The sequence below is a fragment of the Actinoalloteichus sp. GBA129-24 genome (assembly GCF_001941645.1).
Classification (GTDB): Bacteria; Actinomycetota; Actinomycetes; order Mycobacteriales; family Pseudonocardiaceae; genus Actinoalloteichus_A; species Actinoalloteichus_A fjordicus.
Window position 1 is genome coordinate 1,591,739 of the sequence record NZ_CP016077.1, and the last position, 20,681, is coordinate 1,612,419.

Genomic DNA, 20,681 nt, shown 5'->3' on the forward strand with positions numbered 1-20,681 from the left:
GCCGATCAGTCGCCGAACTGCTCCGTGCAGGGGTCGTTGCCCTCTTCGAAGCCGACCTGGAAGGCCTCGACGCGGGCGAAGCCGGAGGGCACGCTGGCGCCGTCGACGTCGGCGGCGATGAGACTGTCCTGGCTGAGCAGCTCGGCCACCGCCTCGTCGAGGTCGCCGGGGGAGATGCGCAGGCCTGCGTAGGATGTGGCGTCGGGCGAGCGGTTCGGCATCAGCATGCCCGCCCAGGAACCGGTCAGACACGCCGTCCGCAGCCCGGCCGACTGGCCCTCCAACGACAGTCCGGCCTGTTCCTGCACGGCCATCGTGTATCGCGAGGCGATCTCGGCGAACGCGGCGAAGTCGCCGATGCCCGCTGCCGAGGGGTCGCCGCCGGGGGTCGGCGGGGTGCCGATGGCCGCGAGTTCCGGCATGTCCAGTCCGATGCTGTTGCCCTCGACGCAGTAGGCGGCGGGCTCGGTCTCGCCGCAGTTCGTCCCGGAGAGGTCCAGCGTGGGCGCCTGGTCGAGTTCCTCGGCGAAGACCTCGGCGAGACTCTGCTCCACGAGCGCGACGTGCTGTTCGTTCACCTCGAGCTGGCCGGTCGCGTCGCTCTCGGCGAATTCGAGCTGGGTGATCCGCTGCTGCATCTCCTCGACGTCCATCTCCGCGCAGCGGCTCGCGCCGTCGCTGAAGCCGAAGATGAAGGCGGTGGTGCGATCGAAGGCGTTGCCGTGTGCCTGGGGACCTCGGAAGTCGGTGCCTGCCTGGTCGCGAATGGAGAACAGCGCGGCGAGGATGGCATTGAGTCCCTCACCGGTCGACACCTCGAAATACGGCGAGTCCCCGTCGGCGATGTAGCGGAAGTAGCCGCCCGCGTAGCAGTCGGCCTGCTGCTCGGCCAGGATCGTCGGCATGTCCGCCGTCATGTTGCCGGACTTGTACTGCACCGCGTGCCCCATCTCGTGGGCGAGCACGGTGACCACCGCCATCGGGCCGAACTGCTGATCGAGCATCGGCATCAGCACACCGCGATCCCAGGCGATGGCGTCCTCCGGCGGACAGTAGAACGCGTTGGGCACGCCGCTGGTGTCCATCCCGCAGATCACGATGGGCGACTGCTCGGCGTCGTACGACGCGAGCCTCGCCACCGGTTCGAACGCCAGGCCGTCGAACGTGTCCGGGTACTCGGTCGCCCAGTAGTCGTACAGGTCGGCGACCGCGCTCATCGCGAGCCGATCCATCTCGCCGCCGTTACCGTTCTCGTAGGTGAGATCGATGCGGGGCGCGCCTTCGCGAGGGCCGCTGGGGCCGTGTGTCACCGGAAGCCCGGCGACGGTGGCCGGGTCCAGCCCGCCGAACGGGACGGCGGTACCCGCCACCCGTTGCGGACCGCAGCCGATCAGGAGACTGACGGCGGCGATCAACGCGACGCCCGTCGTCAGTGCCGAGGTGTTTCGTCGGGAGAGGGCCACTCGCACGCTACGTCCTGACCGATCGTGAACCATCACGGATTGGATGACGTCCGCACGGGATGAACCGGACCAGACACCTCACCCGGAGAGCACCATACTGGCCCGGAGAATCTCGTGTGAGGTAATCCGTCTGCTCCGTTCGAGGCGGCCGGTGGACGTCGATCCCGTGCCTGGGACAGGGCGCCCGGCGCGGTCCGACGCGCGATGCGCTGATCAGCGTCGGAGACAGTCTGCGGCGCCGTCGCGGCGGCCGGCCGCGAAATCGAGCACCCGTTGCAGACCACTGCCGTCCCCCGCGAACCCGGTGACATCGCGCGCGGGCTGGTCGTCGGCCAGCAGCAGGAGCACGGCCTCGTCGAGATCGCCCACGCCCCACCACTGCTCCTCGACATGCGCACTCCGCCGACCCTGCCCGTCGTCCGCCGCCGCTTCGGTCCGGTCTGCCTGCGCAGGCCCGGCCGCCGACCACGCGCCTACCAGGCACACCGCCCGCCTACCTGCCGTCGGGTCGTCGATCGGCAGTCCCAGTCGGGTCGTGGCGGCCAGGGCGTGCCTGCCCGCCACCATCGTGGCGGCGGCGTGATCGCCGATCCTGCTGTTCACCTCGGCCAGGTCGCCGTCGGCTCCGATCCCGATCACCACGGCGGGCTCCGCCGGACAGAAGGCCACCGGGCCCTGGCCTGTGCCGCAGTCCGGATCGCCCGCCACCGTGCGGACCACGGGAGCTGGGCCGTGGCCGCCGTGCCGGATCGCCAGGTCGGCGAAGTAGGTGCCGAGGTCCTCGGTACTCAGCTCGGCGAGCGGCCGATTGCGCAACGGTCGATCCTGGCGGGGCGGCGGTGGGGCGAGGTCCTGCGTCGTCAACGCGGCGCAGCGCCGCGCCCCCTGTGAATATCCCTCGTGGAAGGCCAGGACCCGGTCCAGCGCGCCGCCGTGGGTGCGCTCGGGAGGCTCGCCGACGACGATCGGGTCCCGGAATCGCACCAGCGCCGCCAACGCGTCATCTACCTCGGCCGTCGTGAAGCCCGATGCGCCGCCGCCGTCGACCGCCCAGCGGAAGTACGTCCCCGCGTAGCAGTCGGCCATCGCCTCGCTCAACAGCACGGGGTAGCGCTCCGGCATGGTGCGGCGCGCGGCGTCGTCCACCCCGAGCCTGGTGTGCACGCGGTGCCCGAGTTCGTGGGCCAGGACGACGGTCACCCCGGCCGGGCCGTGATCCTCGGCCAGCACCGGCAGCAGGACGCCGCGATCCCAGACCAGCGCGTCGGCCGACTCACAGTAGTAGGCGGAGCCCGCGATCTCGGTGGTCCTCGCGAGGCACGGCGGCGCCTTCCGGCCGACGTCGGCGATGCCGTCGGCGGCGTGCAGCCCGCCGGTCGGCGGCACCCAGGGAAGAGCGAAGGCGGGTTCGAAGGTCTCCGCCCAGTACGCCAGCAGATCCTCGACGGCAGCGTCCGCCAGCCGATCTACCTCGGCGCCTGCTGCTTCTGCCGCCGTCGTGCCGGGTCCCGCTGAGCCTGACCCGGTGTCGTTGCCCTCGGCGGCAACGCTGCCGGCCCCGAGGCCGCCGGCGGCGAGGTCTTCGGGGTCAGTGCCCCACTGCACCGAGCCGTCGGCGACCAGCGCGAGCGCCAGGAGCAGCACCAGCACGGCCGCCGGAAGTCGGCCGCCGAGGGTCGCCGAGCGGCTCACGTCGCCCGACTCGGCGTCACTGTTCGGGCACCAGCCAGATCGCCCCGGCGGGCGGCAGCTGCAAGACCGCCGAGGCGGGCCTGCCGTGCGAGGACACCGGCTCCGCGACGACCTCGCCCGCGTTGCCGACGCCGGAACCGCCGTACGCCGTGGCGTCGGTGTTGAGGATCTCCCGCCATCGCCCCGCCTTCGGCAGGCCGAGTCGGTAGTCGTGTCGAGGGATGCCCGCGAAGTTCACCACGCAGGCCAGTTCGACGGGCCTGCCCTGCTCGTCCTCGCCGTGGCGGAGGAAGGCGAGCACGTTGTTCGCCGCGTCGTCGGCGATCAGCCAGGAGAAGCCCGTCGACGAGGTGTCGCGGGTGAACAGGGCCGGGTGCGCGCGGTAGGCGGCGTTGAGATCGCCGATCAGCCGCCGCAGTCCGGCGTGCAAGGGCTGGTCCAGCAGCTGCCAGTCCAGCGAGTCCGACTCGGACCACTCGGCGATCTGACCGAACTCGCCGCCCATGAAGAGCAGCTGCTTGCCGGGATGCGCCCACATGTAGGTGTAGAGGCTGCGCAGGTTGGCCGCCTTGTTCCAGTCATCGCCGGGCATCCGCGACCACAGCGAGCCCTTGCCGTGCACCACCTCGTCATGCGAGAGCGGCAGCAGGTAGTTCTCGCTCCAGGCGTACATCAGGGAGAACGTCAGCTCGTCGTGGTGATGCGCGCGGTGCACCGGATCGAGCGCGACGTAGCGCAGCGAGTCGTGCATCCAGCCCATGTTCCACTTGAAACCGAAGCCGAGGCCGTCGAGATCGGTGCGGCGGGTGACGCCCGGCCAGGCGGTGGACTCCTCGGCCGCCATCATGATCCCCGGATGGTGCTTGTAGACGGTGGCGTTGAGTTCCTGAAGGAACCGGACGGCGTCGAGGTTCTCCCGGCCGCCGTGCTCGTTGGCCGTCCACTGGCCGTCTTCCCGCGAGTAGTCGAGGTAGAGCATCGAGGCGACGGCGTCGACACGGAGCCCGTCGATGTGGAACTCCTCGGCCCAGTAGAGCGCGTTGGCGATGAGGAAGTTCCGAACCTCGGGCCTGCCGAAGTCGAAGACGTAGGTCCCCCAGTCCGGATGCTCGCCCCGATGGGGATCGGGATGCTCGTAGGTGGGGGTCCCGTCGAACCGGGCCAGCGCCCACTCGTCGCGGGGGAAGTGCGCGGGCACCCAGTCGACGATCACGCCGATGCCCCGCTGATGAAGCACGTCGATCAGATGGCGGAGGTCGTCCGGCGAGCCGAAGCGGGCGGTGGGGGCGTAGTAGGACGTGACCTGGTAGCCCCAGGATCCGCCGTAGGGATGTTCGGCGATGGGTAGCAGTTCGATGTGGGTGAAGCCCAGTTCGACGACGTGGTCGGCGAGCTGTTCGGCGAGCTCGCGGTACCCCAGCCCGCGCCGCCATGAGCCGAGATGCACCTCGTAGACGCTGATCGGGCTTCGGGACAGGTCTGCGGCGTCGCGCCGGGCCACCCAGTCGTCGTCCTGCCAGATGTGGTCGGACACCGTCACGATGGACGCCGTGGCGGGCGGCACCTCGGTGGCGAAGGCCATCGGGTCGGCCTTCTCATGCCAGCGGCCGTCGGCGTCGAGCAGCCGGAACTTGTACCGCGTGCCCGGCTCGACGCCGGGGACGAACACCTCCCACACGCCGGTCGAGCCCAGCGAGCGCAGCGGGGTGCGCACCCCGTGCCAGCCGTCGAAGTCGCCGCAGACCCGCACGCCCTGGGCCCGGGGCGCCCACACGGTGAAGGCGGTGCCCTCCACCACGCCCAGCGACGTCTCATAGCTTTGGAGATGAGCGCCGAGCACATCCCAGAGCCGTTCGTGTCTGCCCTCGGCCAGGAGGTGCAGATCCAGCTCACCGACGGTCGGCATCCAGCGGTAGGGGTCGTCGACCACCTCGGTGTGCGTGCCGTAGCCGACCTCGAGCCGGTAGTCGCCGGGCGGCTCCGGGATCACACCGGAGAAGAGGCCGTCCTCGTGGACGGAGGCCAGCACGTGGCGCTCGCCAGCCGTCACCACGGTCACCGAGTCGGCATGCGGCCGCAGCGTGCGGATCAGCGTCCCGTCGGGATGCGGGTGGGCGCCGAGGATCGAGTGCGGATCGTGGTGGGCCCCCGACAGCAGTCGGCCGGTCTCCTCCGGGTGCGGTGGACAGGACTGCGTGGTCGGCATCAGGCGTCACCTCGGTCACTGGAAGAACGGCCGTCGTGTCGGCGCGAGCGGCGGGCCCGCGCTGGTTGCTGATCGACCGAACGACACCGAGCGGCCTCACCGGTAGTTCGTGGCGTGTCGACGATCTTAGAGCCTGTCTTCGATCCCTGCTTCCTGTTGCGCGGGGCCGGCGCGGCGATCTGCGGCGTTGTCGTCGGTCACCATGGCTCCGCCATGGCTCCCTCCTCCGCCTGGCAGCTCATCCACGCCGATCCCCGCTCACGACGGAGAGGGATCGAAGACAGACTCTTCGGGGCCTGTCTTCGATCCCTGCTTCCTGTTGCGCGGGGCCGGCGCGGCGATCTGCGGCGTTGTCGTCGGTCACCATGGCTCCGCCATGGCTCCCTCCTCCGCCTGGCAGCTCATCCACGCCGATCCCCGCTCACGACGGAGAGGGATCGAAGACAGACTCTTCGGGGCCTGTCTTTGATCCCTGCTTCCTGTTGCGCGGGGCCGGCGCGGCGATCTTCGGCGTTGTCGTCGGTCACCATGGCTCCCTACCGTCGGACCGCCGCTCGCCGCCGTCGCTCGTAGGGTATCGAGGCCGCACGACCGGGATGGTCACGGTCGTCGCACCGAGACGATGTGTGCGACGGCGCTGTGCGGGTCGAGCCGCACGTAGTTCGCCTGGCCCCATTCCCAGCGTGCCCCGGTGACCTCCTCATGGGCGGTGAACCGGTCGTCCCATGCCAGGCCCAGCTCGGGCAGGTCGAGCCACACGGTGCCCTCCTGGGGCACGGCGGGATCGAGGGTGACGACCACGATCACGGCGTCCCCGGTGGCCGGATCGGTCTTGGAGTAGACGATCAGCGCGTCGTTGTCGACGTGATGGAAGCGCAGGGTGCGCAGTGTTGCCAGCGCGCGATTCCGGCGTCGGATCTCGTTGAGGGTGTGCAGCCAGGGTTCGAGCGATCGACCCTCCCGCAGCGCCCTGGTGTGATCGCGGGGCCGCAGTTCGTACTTCTCCGAGTTCAGATATTCCTCGGAGCCGGGCCGGACGGGTTCGTTCTCGAAGAGTTCGAAGCCTGCGTAGACGCCCCAGGTGGGCGCCAGCGTGGCGGCGAGGGCCGCGCGGATCGCGAACGCGGCCGAACTCGCGTGGGCCAGGGAGGTCGGCAGGATGTCGGGGGTGTTGACGAAGAGGTTGGGCCGCGCCTCGTGGGCGTGGGCGACGAGATCGCTGCCGAATTCGGTGAGTTCGTGTTTGGTGGTGCGCCAGGTGAAGTAGGTGTAGTGCTGGGTGAAGCCGAGTCGGGAGAGTCCGTACATGCGGGCGGGTCTGGTGAAGGCTTCGGAGAGGAACAGGACGTCCGGGTGTCTGGTCTTGAGGTCGGTGATGAGGCGGTGCCAGAACTCGGGCGGCTTGGTGTGGGGGTTGTCCACCCGGAAGATGCGGATGCCGTGGTCGATCCAGTGGATGACGACGCGACGGATCTCCTGGTATAGCCCGGTGGGGTCGTTGTCGAAGTTGAGGGGGTAGATGTCCTGGTATTTCTTGGGTGGGTTCTCGGCGTAGGCGATGGTGCCGTCGGGTCGGGTGGTGAACCATTCGGGGTGGTCGCGGACCCAGGGGTGGTCGGGGGCGCATTGGAGGGCGAGGTCGAGGGCGACCTCGAGGTTCAATTCGGTGGCGCGGGCCACGAACTGATCGAAGTCCGCGAGGGTCCCCAGGTCCGGGTGGACGGCGTCGTGTCCGCCGTCGGGTGATCCGATGGCCCACGGCGATCCGACGTCGTCGGGTCCCGGGGTGAGGGTGTTGTTGCGTCCTTTGCGGTGTACGTGGCCGATGGGGTGGATCGGCGGCAGATAGACGACGTCGAAGCCGAGGTCCGCGACTCGCTCCAGCTCGGCGGCGGCGGTGCGGAACGTTCCGTGCACCGGTCTGCCCAGCTCGTCGCGCCCGCCGGTCGACCGAGGAAAGAACTCATACCAGGAACCGACCAGCGCCCGCTCCCGATCCACCCAGAGCTGGTGCACGACCCCCTTGGTGACCAGTTCGCGCACCGGCTGCTCGGTCATCACGGTGTCGGCGGGCTCGTCGAACGCGGGTGCCACCCGCTGCGGCAGCGGTCTGCCCGCGTCGCGCAGGGCCGACACCGCCGTGGTCAGCGCCGCGCGCACGGCTCTACTGCCCGGTCTCCTGGCCACCCGTTCCAGCAGCCGGGCGCCGGTCTCCAGGTCGTTGGCCAGCTCGGCGGCGCCCTGACCAGCGCCGATCTTCGTCTCCACCGCATGGCGCCAGGTCGCCCATGGATCAGACCAGGTGTCCACTCGGAACGTCCACATGCCCGGTTGATCGGGTCGGATCACCGCCGACCAGCGGTCCAAGCCGGGATCGGTCAACACCATGCGGGTCTGCCGTGCGACGCGGTCGGCCGGACCTCGCCAGGAGACGTTCGCGGCCTGTCGATCGTGCCCGTCCCGCCACAGGGTGGCCTGCACCGGAACATGCTCGCCGACCACCGCCTTGGCCGGATACCGACCGAGGCTGATCACTGGCGACACCTCGTCGACGACCAGTCGTCCGCTCACCGCGACGTCCCTTCCGTGGTGGGTTGACGGTCTCATCCTGCCTGCTGGAGATCGTGGTGATCGCAACGGGGCCGCGCCGACCGGTCGCCTCACCGGTGATCAATCCTGCGTCAACCGGCTGTCTTCTGCCTGTTGAACTGAAAACCACTGAATCGGTGGACGACGGCCGCGCCGCTGTGGCGAATGCGTTGTCGGACATCCGCCATCGGCATGAGTTTCAGGCACACCCGTGGCACGGCACCGTCGCCCACGGCTCACAGACGGTGTGAACCACGCGGTGCACTCTCGATGCTCGTCGGGCGCGCTCCGGCCGTCAAGGGTTGGCTGGCATAGCGCGAAAGCGCCCCTCGACAAGGCTCAGGAGCGGGAGGTCGGCGATGCGGATCGCGATCGTCGGAACCGGTGCCCTGGCGGGTGGGCTCGGTGATCGGCTGCTGCGCGGTCAGCACGAGGTCGTCGTGTTCGGCAGGACGACTGAACGGGCCGAACGCCTCGCAGCCCTGCTCGGCGCGGCGGGGGCGGGCGTCGTGACCGCGAGCACCATCGGCGATCCGCTGCCTGCGGTCGACCTCGTGATCCTGGCCGTGCCCGGCGCCGCCGTGCCCGACCTGATGGAGCAGTACGGTGAGCAGCTGCCGGGACAGATCGTCGTCGACGCGACCAATCCGGCCGGACCGCTGGTGGAGCTGCACAGTCCCGCCGGGTTCTCGATGGCGGAGCGGATCGCCGCACTCGCGCCGATGGGCACCTCGGTGGTCAAGGCCTTCAACACCACCTTCGCGGGCACCCTCGCGGGGGACGAGTCGCTCGACGTCTTCATCGCCACCGACGATCCCGAGGCGCGGATGACGATGGTGCGGCTCGTGCAGAGCATCGGCTGCGTGCCGATCGACGCCGGTCCGCTGCATCACGCGAGAGCGCTGGAGACCATGCAATGGCTGCATCACAGCCTGCAGAGTCTGCTCGGCACCCGAAACACCACGACGATCTCGCTGCGGGTGGTCTGACCGCTCCTACACAGTGCGTCTCGACGTGGTGGCCGATCGTGGGGGCAGGGGGCCGGGCGGGGCACCGATGCTCGACGAGCGGGTGTGTTCGACCAGCGGCTCCTCGGGAGCTGGACCGATTCCGGGGCTGGTCGTGGGTAAAGGTGGCGGCGTTCGGCGGTCGGTCGATCCGAGATCACCGGTACGCCGAGCACCCGTCCGGCGGCGGGACCAGCGGTTTCCCAGCGTGGACGGTCGTGCGTGAGCTGCGGTTTGTCCCGGCCCGACGCCCCGGTCAGCGGTACAGCGCCGCCTCCGAGTCGGCTCGACGCGCCGCCCGCTCCGACGACGGCAGCTCATCCTCCGAGCGGCCGTCCTCCCGGCCTGCGGCGTAGTCCAGGCCGCCTGCCTGCCGCCGCGCCTCGGTCTCGGGAGCCTGCCGCGGGCCGGCGTCGACCGCCTCGTCCCTGGTCGTCGAGACGGTGTGTGCGGGCGCGGTCGTGCCGGACTCGACGAGCCGCGTGGCGGGATCGGACCGTGCTCCCGACTCCACGGTGTCGTGCGCGGTCGACGTGCCGTGCGGGTCGATCCGATGCGCTTCGGAACTGTTCGTCTCGATCGTCGCCGGGGCCGCCGCCTTCTTGCGGCGATACCGGAATCGCCGGGCGATCGGCTCCTCCACGAGCCTGGTCAGTAGCCAGCCCAGCATCACCGAGCACACGATCATCGCGGCGGACTGTGCCATCGGCGGCACCCCGGCCTCCGACAGCCGGTACATCACGCTGTAACCGATGTTGTGGTTGACCAGGTAGACGCCGTAGGAGATGCCTGCCAGCCAGACCACCGGCCGCAGGACCGGGTGATTCCAGTCCGGTCCTCGCGCCGCCGCGCCGATGGCCACGGTTGCCACGGCCATGGCGACCGCGCCCGCGACGTCGGACGAGGTGAGGAACTGAGTCATGATCGAGGCCGCGACGATGGTGAGCACGCCGTTGCCGGAGCGATGCGTGCCCCACAGCCACAACGCCGCACCCGCCGCCAGCAGGTGCACCCGCCCGGCGCCCACGGTCTCGGCGATCTCGATGCCTCGGGTGAGGCTCGGTCCCGGCCCGGCGCTCTTGACGAGTTCCAGCGCGACGGGCACCACCGCCGCGATGGCCAGCGTCATCCGCAGCCGGAGGCCGTGGCGCCAGCGGCGCGGCCACAGCAGTGCCGTGACCAGGAACGCGGTGACCTGGAGTGGAATGGTCCAGTAACTGCCGTCGGTGCGGCTGATGCCCTCGATCAGGCCCGGCGGATACACCAGGATCGTGCCGATCAGCGAGGCGAAGCTGCGCTCCAGCGACTCCGGACCCCAGAGATGGACGATCACGTGAGTGAGGACGGCGGCGGCGACCATCGGCGGGATCACCCGGACCAGCCGGTTCTGCAACAGTGCCCTCGGGCCGCTGGAGCTGAGCGTCTGGCAGATGAAGTACCCGGAGATGATCATCAGGATCGAGGCGCCCGCCTGGAGGCTCAGGAAGACCGGGCGTTCCTCCAGCTCCGGCACGAGGAACGGGCCGCCCCAGGTGGCGTGCTGCACCACCACGAGCGCGATGGCGACGGCCCGCAGCACGTCCCAGCTCGCCCGGCGGGTCCCGGGTCGCGACGTGCTGTTCTTCGTGGCAGTGTTCTTGCCGTTCTCGCCGTTCTCGCCGACCGTCATACGCGTGTCGTCTCCTCGTCGTCACCTCGGATGCCTGACAGAAGGTGTTGGTCTGTCACCCGATGATCGGACCAGCAGCCCTACGGGAACGTGTGCTTCGCCCGCGTTGTGAGCGGCCGTCGGACGGTCGTCGTGTGCGCCGTCAAGACCGTTCATGAACCCGATTCCGGACGCGGCATCGGCCGAGGGAGTGAAGCACTTCGGCGGTGCTTCCCGCAGGCGGACTGCGGGGTCGAGACGTGTCCGGGACGTCCGTGACGCGGTCGTCCCCATACTCTACCGGCCCGAAGTTCGCCCGATCCCGCCGATGGCAGCCTGAGCCGGCTGCCACGGCCCTCGTGTTCTCCGTCACCCGGCCGAGTCAGAGTGACCAAGGACACGGCAGGTCGGCTTCCGGAGGTCTACCGTGATCGCGAACACGGGCGCCGACGGCCGGGATCGGCGCAGGCCTACCCCGATCCGGTGGGCCGGGTGCGGATCGTCACGTCCGGCAGGGCGCGCCTCGATAGCGTCCGAAGCGGGCGTGGGCGGACGGTGCCGTGCGACCACCGACCGAACGCGGCCGAGAGTGGGGGTGCGTATGGATGTCGTCGAGAATGACTCCGCCGCGACGCGCGAGGTGCGAGTCGGGTCCTACGCGGTGTGCCGTCAGGGTGATCGGATCCTGCTTGCCAGATGGGTGGGGCGCAGCGGCGTTCGGTGGACGCTGCCGGGGGGTGGGCTGGACCACGCCGAGGACCCGCTCGACGCGGTTCGACGGGAGGTCGAGGAGGAGACCGGCTACCAGGTCGAGGTCGACGCGCTACTGGGCGTGAACAGTCAACGGCGGCAGGTGGTCCGCGGCGGTGCGCCGGTCGATCACCACGCCTTCCAGGTCTTCTACGCCGTGCACATCGTCGGCGGCGAACTGCGGCACGAGGTCGGCGGTTCCACGGATCAGGCCCGCTGGTTCGACGTCGCCGAGGTGGACGCGCTCGACTGTTTCGAACTCGTCGGCATCGCCCTGGAACTGGATCGACGGCGCCCCGCGAGCGGACGCCTTGCCGCACAGCCGGTGTCGGTCCGTTCCGGGGACGGCTGATCCGGCCCAGGTCGATCCGCGCCATGGCGGCGAGCAGTCGGGCGGCGACCCGATCTGACGGCCTCGCAGAAGCCCGCTTCGGCCCGCCGGAGGCTCCCGAGGCTGCCTCGGCGGACGTCCCTGGTCCACCGGATCGACGAGGTTCGTCCGAGTCGCGCCGCCCGCGGTGCCGGTGATCGGACCTGCACCGCGTCGGCGACCCGGACTCCGGCGTCAGCGGACCGCCGACGCAGTGGAGCGCGGCCGCGTCGGGGCGGGCGAGTCCGCCGTAGGCCGCAGCGGGCTGAAGCCGCGCAACCGGAGACTGTTGCTGACCACGAACACCGAGCTGACGGCCATCGCCGCCCCCGCGATCATCGGGTTCAGCAGCCCGGCCGCCGCCAGCGGCAGCGCGGCGAGGTTGTAGGCGAAGGCCCAGAACAGATTGCCCTTGATGGTGCTCAGGGTGCGGCGGGCCAGGCGGATGGCGTCGGCGGCCGACATCAGGTCGCCGCCGACCAGGGTCAGGTCGCTCGCCTCGATGGCCACGTCCGTTCCGGTGCCCATCGCCAGTCCGAGGTCGGCCTTCGCCAGGGCTGCCGCGTCGTTGACTCCGTCGCCGACCATGGCGACCACGCGTCCCTCGGCCTGCAAGCGGGCGATCACCTCGACCTTCTCGGCGGGCAGCACCTCGGCGTGCACCTGCTCGATGCCCACCTCGTCGGCGACGGCCCGAGCCGAGGTCTCGTTGTCGCCGGTCAACAGCACCGGGGTCAACCCGAGGGCACGCAGCTCTCGGACCGCCGCCGCGCTGTTCGGCTTGACGGTGTCGGCCACCATGAGCAGACCTCGGGCCCGGCCGTCCCAGCCGATGGCGACCGTGGTGCGTCCCTGCTGCTGTGCGGCGTCCTGTGCGGCGACCAGCTCGGCGGGCAGCGGCATCGACCGCTCCGCGAGCAGCGCGGGCCGACCGACCACGACCGAGCGGTCGTCGACCCGGCCGGTCACGCCCAGCCCTGCGGAGTTGGCGAACTCGGCGACCGGGGGGAGCGTGGCCGTCTTCTCGCGGGCGCCTGCGGTGATCGCCACGGCGATCGGGTGCTCGGAGGCGTCCTCCAGCGCGCCCGCCAGCCGCAGCACCTCGTCCGCGTCCTCACCAGGCGCGGCGACGACGTCGACCAGGGTCATCCGGCCGGTCGTGACGGTCCCGGTCTTGTCGATCACCACGGTGTCCACCCGGCGGGTCGACTCCAGGATCTGCGGACCCTTGATCAGGATGCCCAGCTGGGCGCCCCGGCCGGTGCCCACGAGCAGCGCCGTCGGAGTGGCCAGCCCGAGCGCGCACGGGCAGGCGATGATCAGCACGGCGACGGCGGCGGTGAACGCCCCGGCCGCGCCCGCTCCCGCGCCCAGCCAGAAGCCCAGCGTCGCGGCGGCCAGCACGATCACGATCGGTACGAAGACGGCGGAGATCCGGTCGGCCAGCCGCTGCACCTCGGCCTTGCCGGTCTGAGCGTCCTCGACGAGCCGCGCCATCTGCGCGAGCTTCGTGTCCGCGCCGACACGGGCGGCCCGGACGACCAGCCTGCCTGCGGCGTTGACGGTGGCGCCGGTCACGGCATCGCCCGCGACGACCTCCACCGGTACGGACTCGCCGGTGATCATGGAGAGGTCGACGGCAGAGGAGCCCTCGGTGATCACGCCGTCGGTGGCGATCTTCTCGCCCGGCCGCACCACGAAGTGGTCCCCGACCGCGAGCTGATCGACGGGAATCCGCAGCTCGCTGCCGTCCCGCAGGACTGCGACGTCCTTCGCACCGAGTTCCAGCAGCGCCCGAAGGGCCGCTCCGCTGCGTCGCTTGGCCCTGGCCTCGAAGTAGCGACCCATGAGGATGAAGGTGGTGACCCCGGCGGCGACCTCAAGGTAGATGTTCCCCGCGCCGGAGGTGCGCTCGATGGTCAGCTCGAACGGGTGGATCATGCCCGGCACGCCCGCCGTGCCGAAGAACAGCGCGTACACCGACCAGGCCAGAGCCGCCAGCGTGCCCATCGAGATGAGCGTGTCCATGGTGGCGGCGCCGTGGCGCAGGTTCGTCCAGGCGGCCCGGTGGAACGGCAGCGCGCCCCAGGCGACCACCGGCGCGGCCAGCGTCAGCGAGGCCCACTGCCAGTAGGTGAACTGCAGCGCAGGCACCATCGCCAGCAGGATGACCGGCACCGACAGCGCTGCGCTCACCAGCATCCGCTGCCGCAGGACCGCGAGCGTGGCATCCTCGGCCCTCGGTTCCTGTTCATCGGGGGAGGTCGCAGCGGCGGCGGGAGCGGGCGGCGGCGGGACGGCGGCCGTATAGCCCGCCTGCTCGACGGTCGCGATCAGTTCGTCAGGGGAGAGCGAGACCGGGAAGTGGACCCGCGCCTTCTCGGTCGCGTAGTTCACGCTGGCCTGCACACCCGTCATCCGGTTGAGCTTGCGCTCGATCCGGGCGGCGCAGGAGGCACAGGTCATGCCGCCGATGATCAGCTCGATCTGCGCGTCCTGCTCTCCACGCGCGTTCTCGACGTCCGTCGTCTGCTGCTCGCCGTGCGCGACTGCGGCCATCACCATTCCCCTGGAGTCTCTCGGTGCCGTGAATCGGCGGTTCGACGGCCGTCAGCGGCCGGGATCGTGGACTTCGTGCGGCGCGCCGCCGGGGACCTCGTGGGCGGGCGGCGGGGCCTCGCCCACGGGGCCCGCGAACTGCCCCGCCGCGTAGGCGAGGCCGAACGCGGCGGCCACGGCCAGCAGGAACGCGCCCAGGCGCGTGGCGACGTTCATCTCAGGCGGTCACCTCATATCCGGCTTCCTGCACGGCTGCCCGCACGGCCTCGGCGTCGAGCGCGGTCACACTGGTGACGGTGACCTGGCCGGTGGGCAGGTCGACGGCGACGTCGGTGACCCCGGCCAGCTCCCCGACCTCCTCCTTCACCGAGCTGACGCAGTGCCCGCAGGTCATGCCGGTGACGGTGTAGGTGCTGGTGTTCAACTGCTCGGTGGTCATCGCGGTCTCCTCGGCCTGGGTGTGGTGTGTCGTCTCGTCTGGTGGTCGCGGGCGGAGCATCGCCTGAACCGGTGCGGCGTGGATCAGTGCAACGGGGTCGTCTCGCCCCTGCCATCCTCACGGAACCCTACCCCCGAGGGGTATGCATGGCAACCGCGCGAACGGCGAGGCGGCGCGGCCCTGGCCTGCGAACGTGCAGCATAGGCCCAGGGGGTATCCCGCACTATCGGGTGACGCTTGATCGCGACGCTCGTACTACGAGATGTACTACCAGGTCGTCATGGCTGAAATTCCCGTTCGCACGTTGAATCAGGACACCGCAGGCGTGCTGGCGCGGGTCAAGCGCGGCGAGGCCTTGGACGTCACCGAGCGCGGAACGGTGATCGCGCGCATAGTTCCTGCCCTCGCGTCACGGTATGAGGATCTTCTCGCGCTGGGGAGGCTGCGTGCTCCTCGTCTCGCCGGCCCTATCCCGCTGCCGCCCGGGCCGGTACAAGGTGATTTCGAAGCAGGTGAACTCATCGGCTCACTCCGTGACGAAGAGCGCTACTGATGATCTACCTGGATACCGCGGCTCTGGTCAAGCTCATTCATCGCGAGCAGGAGAGCGCGGATCTCACGGCGTGGCTTTCCGAGAGGCAGGGCGATGTCTTGGTCTCGTCGGCTCTCGCCGAGATCGAAATCCCACGAGCACTGCTGCGACGTGCGCCGCAACTGCTGAGTTCGGTTCCAGCGGTCCTCGGAAGGATCGCCGTGTATGAGATCGACGAAGTCGTTCGGGCAACGGCCGCCGCGTATTCGGACCCGGGACTCCGATCTCTGGCTGCGATCCATCTGGCGACGGCGCAGGCCGTCTTCGGCGACCGACTCACGGCCTTCGTCACCTACGATCGACGGCTGCTCGGCTCGGCGACATTGGCAGGCCTCCCCATCGCGCACCCCGGCATGGCCGCGCCGCGCTGAACAGGCCGGCATTCTCGGCTTCTCCAGCGGCCCCCGGCTCCCCGCGCAGCATCCGACCTCGGCTGCCGCCGGGTCCGTGGACGCCGTGCATCACCGGGCAGGATGGACCCATGAGGATGACCGAGAGAGCGTCTGCGGAGCGGGCCGAGTCGTGACCGTGGACAAGGTGGCCTGGGTTCGGCTGACGGACCGGCGGATTCTCAGCGCCAGGACCAGGGGCCGGGACGTCTTTTACTTCCCCGGCGGCAAACGCGAGCCCGGCGAGTCCGACGTCGAGACCCTCATTCGCGAGGTCCGGGAGGAGCTGGCCGTCGAGATCGTGCCGGACACCGCCCGACGCCTCGGCACCTTCGAGGCGCAGGCACACGGCAAGCCTGCCGGAGTGCTGGTGCGGCTCACCTGCTACACGGCCGAGGCGGTCGGCACGCCGACGGCGTCCATGGAGATCGAGGAGATCGCGCTGCTGTCCTACGCCGACCGCGAGCGGGTCTCGGCCGTGGACAAGATCGTCTTCGACCACCTGTACGAGCAGGGCCTGCTGGCCTGAGGCAGGCCGGGCCGTGGACCGTCGGCGGTTGATCGTCGCGTCGAGCCGAGATCGCCGAGGAGGAGAGGTCCGGTGGACGAGACGGCGGAGGTGACGGAGGTGTCGCGAGCATCTCCGATTCGGCCGGGCCGGTCTGTGGAGACCGGGGCCGATCCTCGGAAGAGACTGCCCGGAGTGGACCGAGCACCCTGCGGGCGTCGACGCCTCGGGCGGTCCTGCATCGAGGCACCCAGAGAAGTAAAGGGGGGCGGGGCCCGGCGTCCTGGTTCGCCGGGCCCCGCCGTCGTGGTCAGCGGTACTCAGGCACAGGCGTCCCCGTTGAGCGTGAACGCTCCGGGGGTGCCGTTGGTGCCGCTGAACGAGCCGTTGAAGCCGAAGGTCACCGATCGGCCGGGGGCGATCGTGGCGTTCCAGCCGATGTCGGCGGCCGAGACCGCCGCGCCGCGCTGGACGAGCTGGGTGTTCCAGGAGTGCGTCACCCGCTGGTCGCCGTCGAAGGTCCAGTCCAGTGCCCAGCCCTGCACCGGCTCGTCGCCGGTGTTGGTGATGGAGACCTGGGTGGTGAATCCGTTGTTCCACTGGCTCTGCACCAGGTAGGACACGTCGCAGGTCCCGGCGGGCGGCTCGGTGGGCGGGCCGTCGGCGCCCGCCACGTCGGCGGTGAACGCCGCCACCCAGGCGAGCGGGGCGTTCCAGTTGATGGTCACCTCGTTGGTCGACCACGACTCGATGTCGTCGATGTAGCAGAACGCGGGCGCGCAGCCCGCCAGCGCCTCGGCGGCCACCGGGTCGTCCAGGCTCACGTTCGGACCACCCGCCACCGAGCCCGCGGGCGGGTTGGGCAGCGACGGGTCGAGCTGGTTCGCCCAGAACCGGTGGTGCTGATTGCGGGCGTCGTACTCGCCGTAACCGGTCACGTAAGAGACGTTCAGCGGGTTGCCGCCGAGCAGGTAGTCCCAGCCCGTCAGGACCGCGTCGCGGAACTCGGCGTCGCCGGTGAGGTCGTAGGCGACCCCGAGCACCACCATGTTGTTGAGCACCTGGCTGTTGGAGCCCCACACGTAGGCGTGATCCTCCGGGGCGTACGGCAGGCCGTAGACCTCGTTCGCCGCCGTCTCGGCGTAGCGGCTCGCGCCGTCGACGACGGCCGCACGCACGAGGGCGAGCTGGTCGGCGGGCAGATCACTCGGCACGGTGGCCAGGTTGAGCAGTCCCAGCGGGCCGGTCACCGCCCAGCCGAAGCCCCAGTCGGTGAAGGCCTGCGCGCCGTGGTGCTCCGAGGAGGTGACCGCGTCGAGGTAGTCCGCCGCGCCGGTGGTCAGGTACAGCTCGGCCGCCGCCCAGTAGAACTCGTCGGTGACGTCGCTGTCGCTGTAGGCGCCGCCGCCGATCCCGTCGAGCGGGTCGGCGTAGTGGATCGGGTGGGCGTTGGCCGCGTCCCAGGCCGTCTCGGCCGAGGCGAGGCAGCGATCCGCGAAGGCCTGATCGAACTCGGCGAACAGTCGGGCGCACTGGGCGCCCGCCGCCGCCAGATTGAGGGTGGCGGCGGTGGAGACGGGATGCAGCTCGCGGGTCTGCGGGTCGCGGTGCGGCAGCAGCGGCAGTCCGGTCCAGGCCGCGTCGTGGATCTTGTGGTGGACCAGGCCCGCCTGTTCCTCACCCGCCGGGACCTGCATGCTCAGCAGGAACTCCAGCTGCCAGCGCGCCTCGTCCAGTACGTCGGGCACGCCGTTGGCCTGCTCGGGGATCGACAGGGTGCCGTCGGCGACGGCCTCGGTGTCGCCCTCGACCAGCGCCCGCTCGTAGACGCCCATCACCTGCGCCGCCGAGATGCCGCCGTTGACCACGTACTTGCCGTGGTCGCCCGCGTCGTACCAGCCGCCGCTGACGTCCAGTGTGTAGTCGCAGACTCCCGGCTGGCACGGCACCTCGATGTCGCCGAGGTTCGGGGCGACGCCCAGATGTCCCGCCGGGCGGGCGTAGTCCTCGCCGACGTGCTCCGCCTCGATCTCGATGCCGCTGCGCTGGTGATAGAAGAACGCCAGTGCGTCGGTCCGCAACGTGTCGTACAGGCCCGCGTCGATGTCGAAGGGATGGCTGGTCTCGCCGTCGGCGCTCAGCGTCAGGCCGGTGGCCTCCGCCGTGACCTCGCTGAAGTCGATTCCGTGGGTGGCCTCATCGGAGCTGGGATCGACGCCCTGCGGGACGGTCTGCCCCTCGGCGACCACCGCTCCGGCCGCGTCGGTCAGCTCCCACGGCAGTGCCTCGGCGGCATCGGTCACGACCGTGGCCTGCTTGGGTCCCGACGGCAGGTAGCCGACCTGATTCACCCGGACCCTCGGCCCGGTGTCCGGCTCATACGGCGGCGGAGCCTCACCGCCGCGCAGCGACACGTCGTCCAGGCAGAAGGTCCACGGCTCGGCGGCCCCGCCCAGCTGGAAGGCGACCTGCGCGTTCTCGGTGTCGGCGCCGGAGGTGAAGGCGTAGGAGAACTCGACGGGTTCGGCGCCCAGCGTGGTCCGTTCGCTCAGCTCCTGGGTGTAGGGCTCGACGGAGAGCTGGACGTTGGTGTTGATGATGACGGGAGCCGATGCGGAGGCGGTGAAGGACAGGGCGTAGGACTCGCCCGGCTGGAGGTGGATTCCGCTGTGGCCGACGATGGCGTCCCACGGATTGATCGTGTCGCCCTCGACCTCCGCACACAGCGCGCCGTCGACGACGGCGGCGGGCGCGGTGGGAGTCCACCACCAGGGGGCTGTTCCCTCGGCGAAGTCGCCGTTGCTGATCTGCTCTGTCTCTTCCTGAGCTGCTGCCTGCGGCACGGCCGTCCCGAGTAACGGGATCGTCACGGCGGCGACGAGAAGCGGGACACCACGGCGTCTGACTGGTCGGCGCACTAGCTCGTTCCTTCCTCGCGGGGAGGTACTCCGGCGACGCGCTCGGCCCTCGTCATCGAATCGATCGGCGCTGACCGAATTCCGGGAGCGCTCCCATTTTCGAGCGCTCGCGGCTAGGGAGATGGTTGCGCCCACGTTGCCCCGGTGTCAATATCGAGTTGTGACTCCCATCTCACCGTTCGGCGTCGATGCTGGTGACAGCGTTTCGACGTCGAATCGAGACGAGCGTAGATCATTGTCTGACGGGGGCGACGACGTCGGTGGCGTCGGACGACGGGAGGGTGCGGTGTTGATGTGGGAGCGCTCCCGGCTGATCGTGCAGGTCATCACCCCTGGTGAGGCCAGTGGGCGCCGGTCGGTGTCGGGCGGGCGTGGCGTGCCGGGGTCCGCGCGGCCGTGGTCCGTCCAGCGGTGTCGCCGTCCTGAGCTGGTCGAACGGCCGGGGCTCGCCGCGTCGACGACGACGATCGTCGCGGTTGACAGTGCGGCGCGTCTTCTCCTACCTTCGGCAAGCGCTTTCCGAGGGATCGGGCACCGCCCGCTCCGTCCAGGTGAGGTCGATGATGTCCATGCAGGCAACGCCCGCCGAGGCGAGCACCGAGATCGAGCTGTGGCTCGGCGCCGATCCGGTCGTCCGCTCCGTGGTGTCCGACCCGAGCCTGCGCACGACCCAGGGGCCTCGGCCGTATCTGCACCCCGTGCGCACCGCCGCAGGCGTCGTGGTGACCGACTCGGCGCCCGAGGATCACCCGTGGCACCTGGGGGTCTCGGTGGCCCTGCAGGACGTCGCGAAGACGAACTTCTGGGGCGGCCGGACCTTCCTCCGCGAGGGCGGTCCGACCTGGCAGGCCGATCACGGCCGCATCGACCGCAGTCGACTGCTGGCCGCCAGGCCCGATCTCCGACGCCCCGAGGAGATCGAGGAAGAGCTGCACTGGCGGAGCCCGACCGGCGGACTCCAGCTCGTCGAGCGGCGGCGGATCGCCGTCCGGCCTGCGGACACGTCGAACGCCTGGGTGCTCGACTTCGCCTTCACACTGACCAACGCCACCGAGGCCGAGATCGAACTCGGCAGTCCCGCGACCAACGGCAAGGCAGGCGGCGGCTACGGCGGCTTCTTCTGGCGGCTGCCCGCCTCGACCATCGCTCCCACGGTGTTCACCGCCGAGGCGTCGGGGGAGAACGGCGTGCACGAGTCGACGGCCGACTGGCTGGCGGTGCACGGACACGGACTCCACGGTGCGGGCTACACGCTGGTCTTCCTGGCGGGCGACGCCCGCACCGCCGCCGATCCCTGGTTCGTCCGGATCGCCGACTACCCGGGGATCGGCTCCTCACTGGCCGTCGACGAACCGATTCGACTGGCCCCCGCCGACACGCTCGCGCGCCGACTGCTGATCGTCGTCTCCGACGGGCATCTCGACACCGACGGTGCGGCGCAGGCGGCGGCTGCCGCAGTGTCCTGCCTGGGCTGACTCCTGCTGCTCCATCGCTGATTCACATCTTGACGGTCGGGTTCCGATCTGCGAACTTCGGAATCCCGATCATTCT

16 protein-coding genes are annotated in these 20,681 nt (G+C 70.3%); 7 read left to right on the top strand and 9 right to left on the bottom strand.

All coding sequences use genetic code 11. The features are described from left to right. Positions 1-5: 5 nt before the first annotated feature. From UA75_RS07325 to UA75_RS07340, 4 genes are all read right to left on the bottom strand, one after another. Positions 6-1,469 (bottom strand): neutral zinc metallopeptidase, encoded by a 1,464-nt coding sequence (locus tag UA75_RS07325; RefSeq protein ID WP_232237665.1) that lies wholly within the window; start codon positions 1,467-1,469, stop codon positions 6-8. Positions 1,470-1,676: 207 nt separating this feature from the next. Next, positions 1,677-3,155, bottom strand: a complete 1,479-nt coding sequence (locus tag UA75_RS07330) for a neutral zinc metallopeptidase (RefSeq protein WP_075739607.1) — start codon at positions 3,153-3,155, stop codon at positions 1,677-1,679. A gap of 16 nt (positions 3,156-3,171) precedes the next feature. After that, a complete protein-coding gene (gene glgB, locus UA75_RS07335; RefSeq protein ID WP_075739608.1) occupies positions 3,172-5,361 on the bottom strand; it encodes a 1,4-alpha-glucan branching protein GlgB in 2,190 nt (729 codons plus the stop codon). Between the two features lie 600 nt (positions 5,362-5,961). Continuing rightward, the gene (locus UA75_RS07340; RefSeq protein WP_075739609.1) at positions 5,962-7,932 is read right to left on the bottom strand and encodes a maltotransferase domain-containing protein; all 1,971 of its coding nucleotides are present in this window, start codon (positions 7,930-7,932) and stop codon (positions 5,962-5,964) included. A gap of 23 nt (positions 7,933-7,955) precedes the next feature. Here UA75_RS07340 and UA75_RS32625 point away from each other — a divergent pair, with 23 nt between their 5' ends. Together UA75_RS32625 and UA75_RS07345 are read left to right on the top strand one after the other, a co-directional pair. Beyond that, positions 7,956-8,201, top strand: a complete 246-nt coding sequence (locus tag UA75_RS32625; protein ID WP_157434044.1) for a hypothetical protein — start codon at positions 7,956-7,958, stop codon at positions 8,199-8,201. Positions 8,202-8,309: 108 nt separating this feature from the next. Next, on the top strand, positions 8,310-8,939 hold the full coding sequence (locus UA75_RS07345; RefSeq protein WP_075739610.1) for an NADPH-dependent F420 reductase: 630 nt from the start codon (positions 8,310-8,312) through the stop codon (positions 8,937-8,939). A gap of 274 nt (positions 8,940-9,213) precedes the next feature. Here UA75_RS07345 and UA75_RS07350 read toward each other — a convergent pair whose 3' ends face one another. Further along, positions 9,214-10,626, bottom strand: a complete 1,413-nt coding sequence (locus UA75_RS07350; protein ID WP_075739611.1) for an acyltransferase family protein — start codon at positions 10,624-10,626, stop codon at positions 9,214-9,216. 580 nt (positions 10,627-11,206) lie between these two features. Between UA75_RS07350 and UA75_RS07355 the strand changes: the two genes are divergently transcribed. Beyond that, entirely contained in the window at positions 11,207-11,707 is a 501-nt protein-coding gene (locus UA75_RS07355; RefSeq protein ID WP_075739612.1) for an NUDIX hydrolase, read from the top strand. A 213-nt stretch (positions 11,708-11,920) separates the two neighbouring features. On the opposite strand, the gene UA75_RS07360 is transcribed toward UA75_RS07355, so the two are convergent. The 3 genes from UA75_RS07360 to UA75_RS07365 all read right to left on the bottom strand — a co-directional run bounded on the left by UA75_RS07360 (position 11,921) and on the right by UA75_RS07365 (position 14,708). Beyond that, the gene (locus tag UA75_RS07360; RefSeq protein ID WP_412459536.1) at positions 11,921-14,191 is read right to left on the bottom strand and encodes a heavy metal translocating P-type ATPase; all 2,271 of its coding nucleotides are present in this window, start codon (positions 14,189-14,191) and stop codon (positions 11,921-11,923) included. A 144-nt stretch (positions 14,192-14,335) separates the two neighbouring features. Next, positions 14,336-14,500 (bottom strand): hypothetical protein, encoded by a 165-nt coding sequence (locus UA75_RS32630; RefSeq protein ID WP_157434045.1) that lies wholly within the window; start codon positions 14,498-14,500, stop codon positions 14,336-14,338. Position 14,501: 1 nt separating this feature from the next. After that, on the bottom strand, positions 14,502-14,708 hold the full coding sequence (locus tag UA75_RS07365; RefSeq protein WP_157434558.1) for a heavy-metal-associated domain-containing protein: 207 nt from the start codon (positions 14,706-14,708) through the stop codon (positions 14,502-14,504). A 277-nt stretch (positions 14,709-14,985) separates the two neighbouring features. On the opposite strand from UA75_RS07365, the gene UA75_RS07370 reads away from it, so the two are divergent. The 3 genes from UA75_RS07370 (at position 14,986) to UA75_RS07380 (ending at position 16,233) form a co-directional block, all read left to right on the top strand. Next, complete coding sequence (locus UA75_RS07370; RefSeq protein WP_232251172.1) at positions 14,986-15,276, top strand: type II toxin-antitoxin system Phd/YefM family antitoxin; 291 nt, start codon at positions 14,986-14,988, stop codon at positions 15,274-15,276. Next, on the top strand, positions 15,276-15,686 hold the full coding sequence (locus tag UA75_RS07375) for a type II toxin-antitoxin system VapC family toxin (protein WP_075739614.1): 411 nt from the start codon (positions 15,276-15,278) through the stop codon (positions 15,684-15,686). Before UA75_RS07370 ends, UA75_RS07375 begins: the two co-directional genes overlap by 1 nt. 151 nt (positions 15,687-15,837) lie before the next feature. Beyond that, positions 15,838-16,233, top strand: a complete 396-nt coding sequence (locus UA75_RS07380; RefSeq protein WP_157434046.1) for an NUDIX hydrolase — start codon at positions 15,838-15,840, stop codon at positions 16,231-16,233. A 299-nt stretch (positions 16,234-16,532) separates the two neighbouring features. Here UA75_RS07380 and UA75_RS07385 read toward each other — a convergent pair whose 3' ends face one another. Further along, positions 16,533-19,082, bottom strand: coding sequence for a glycoside hydrolase family 9 protein (locus UA75_RS07385; protein WP_198044234.1), 2,550 nt, complete (start codon positions 19,080-19,082; stop codon positions 16,533-16,535). A gap of 608 nt (positions 19,083-19,690) precedes the next feature. On the opposite strand from UA75_RS07385, the gene UA75_RS07390 reads away from it, so the two are divergent. Further along, complete coding sequence (locus tag UA75_RS07390) at positions 19,691-20,605, top strand: PmoA family protein (RefSeq protein ID WP_198044235.1); 915 nt, start codon at positions 19,691-19,693, stop codon at positions 20,603-20,605. The last annotated feature ends 76 nt before the right edge of the window (positions 20,606-20,681 follow it).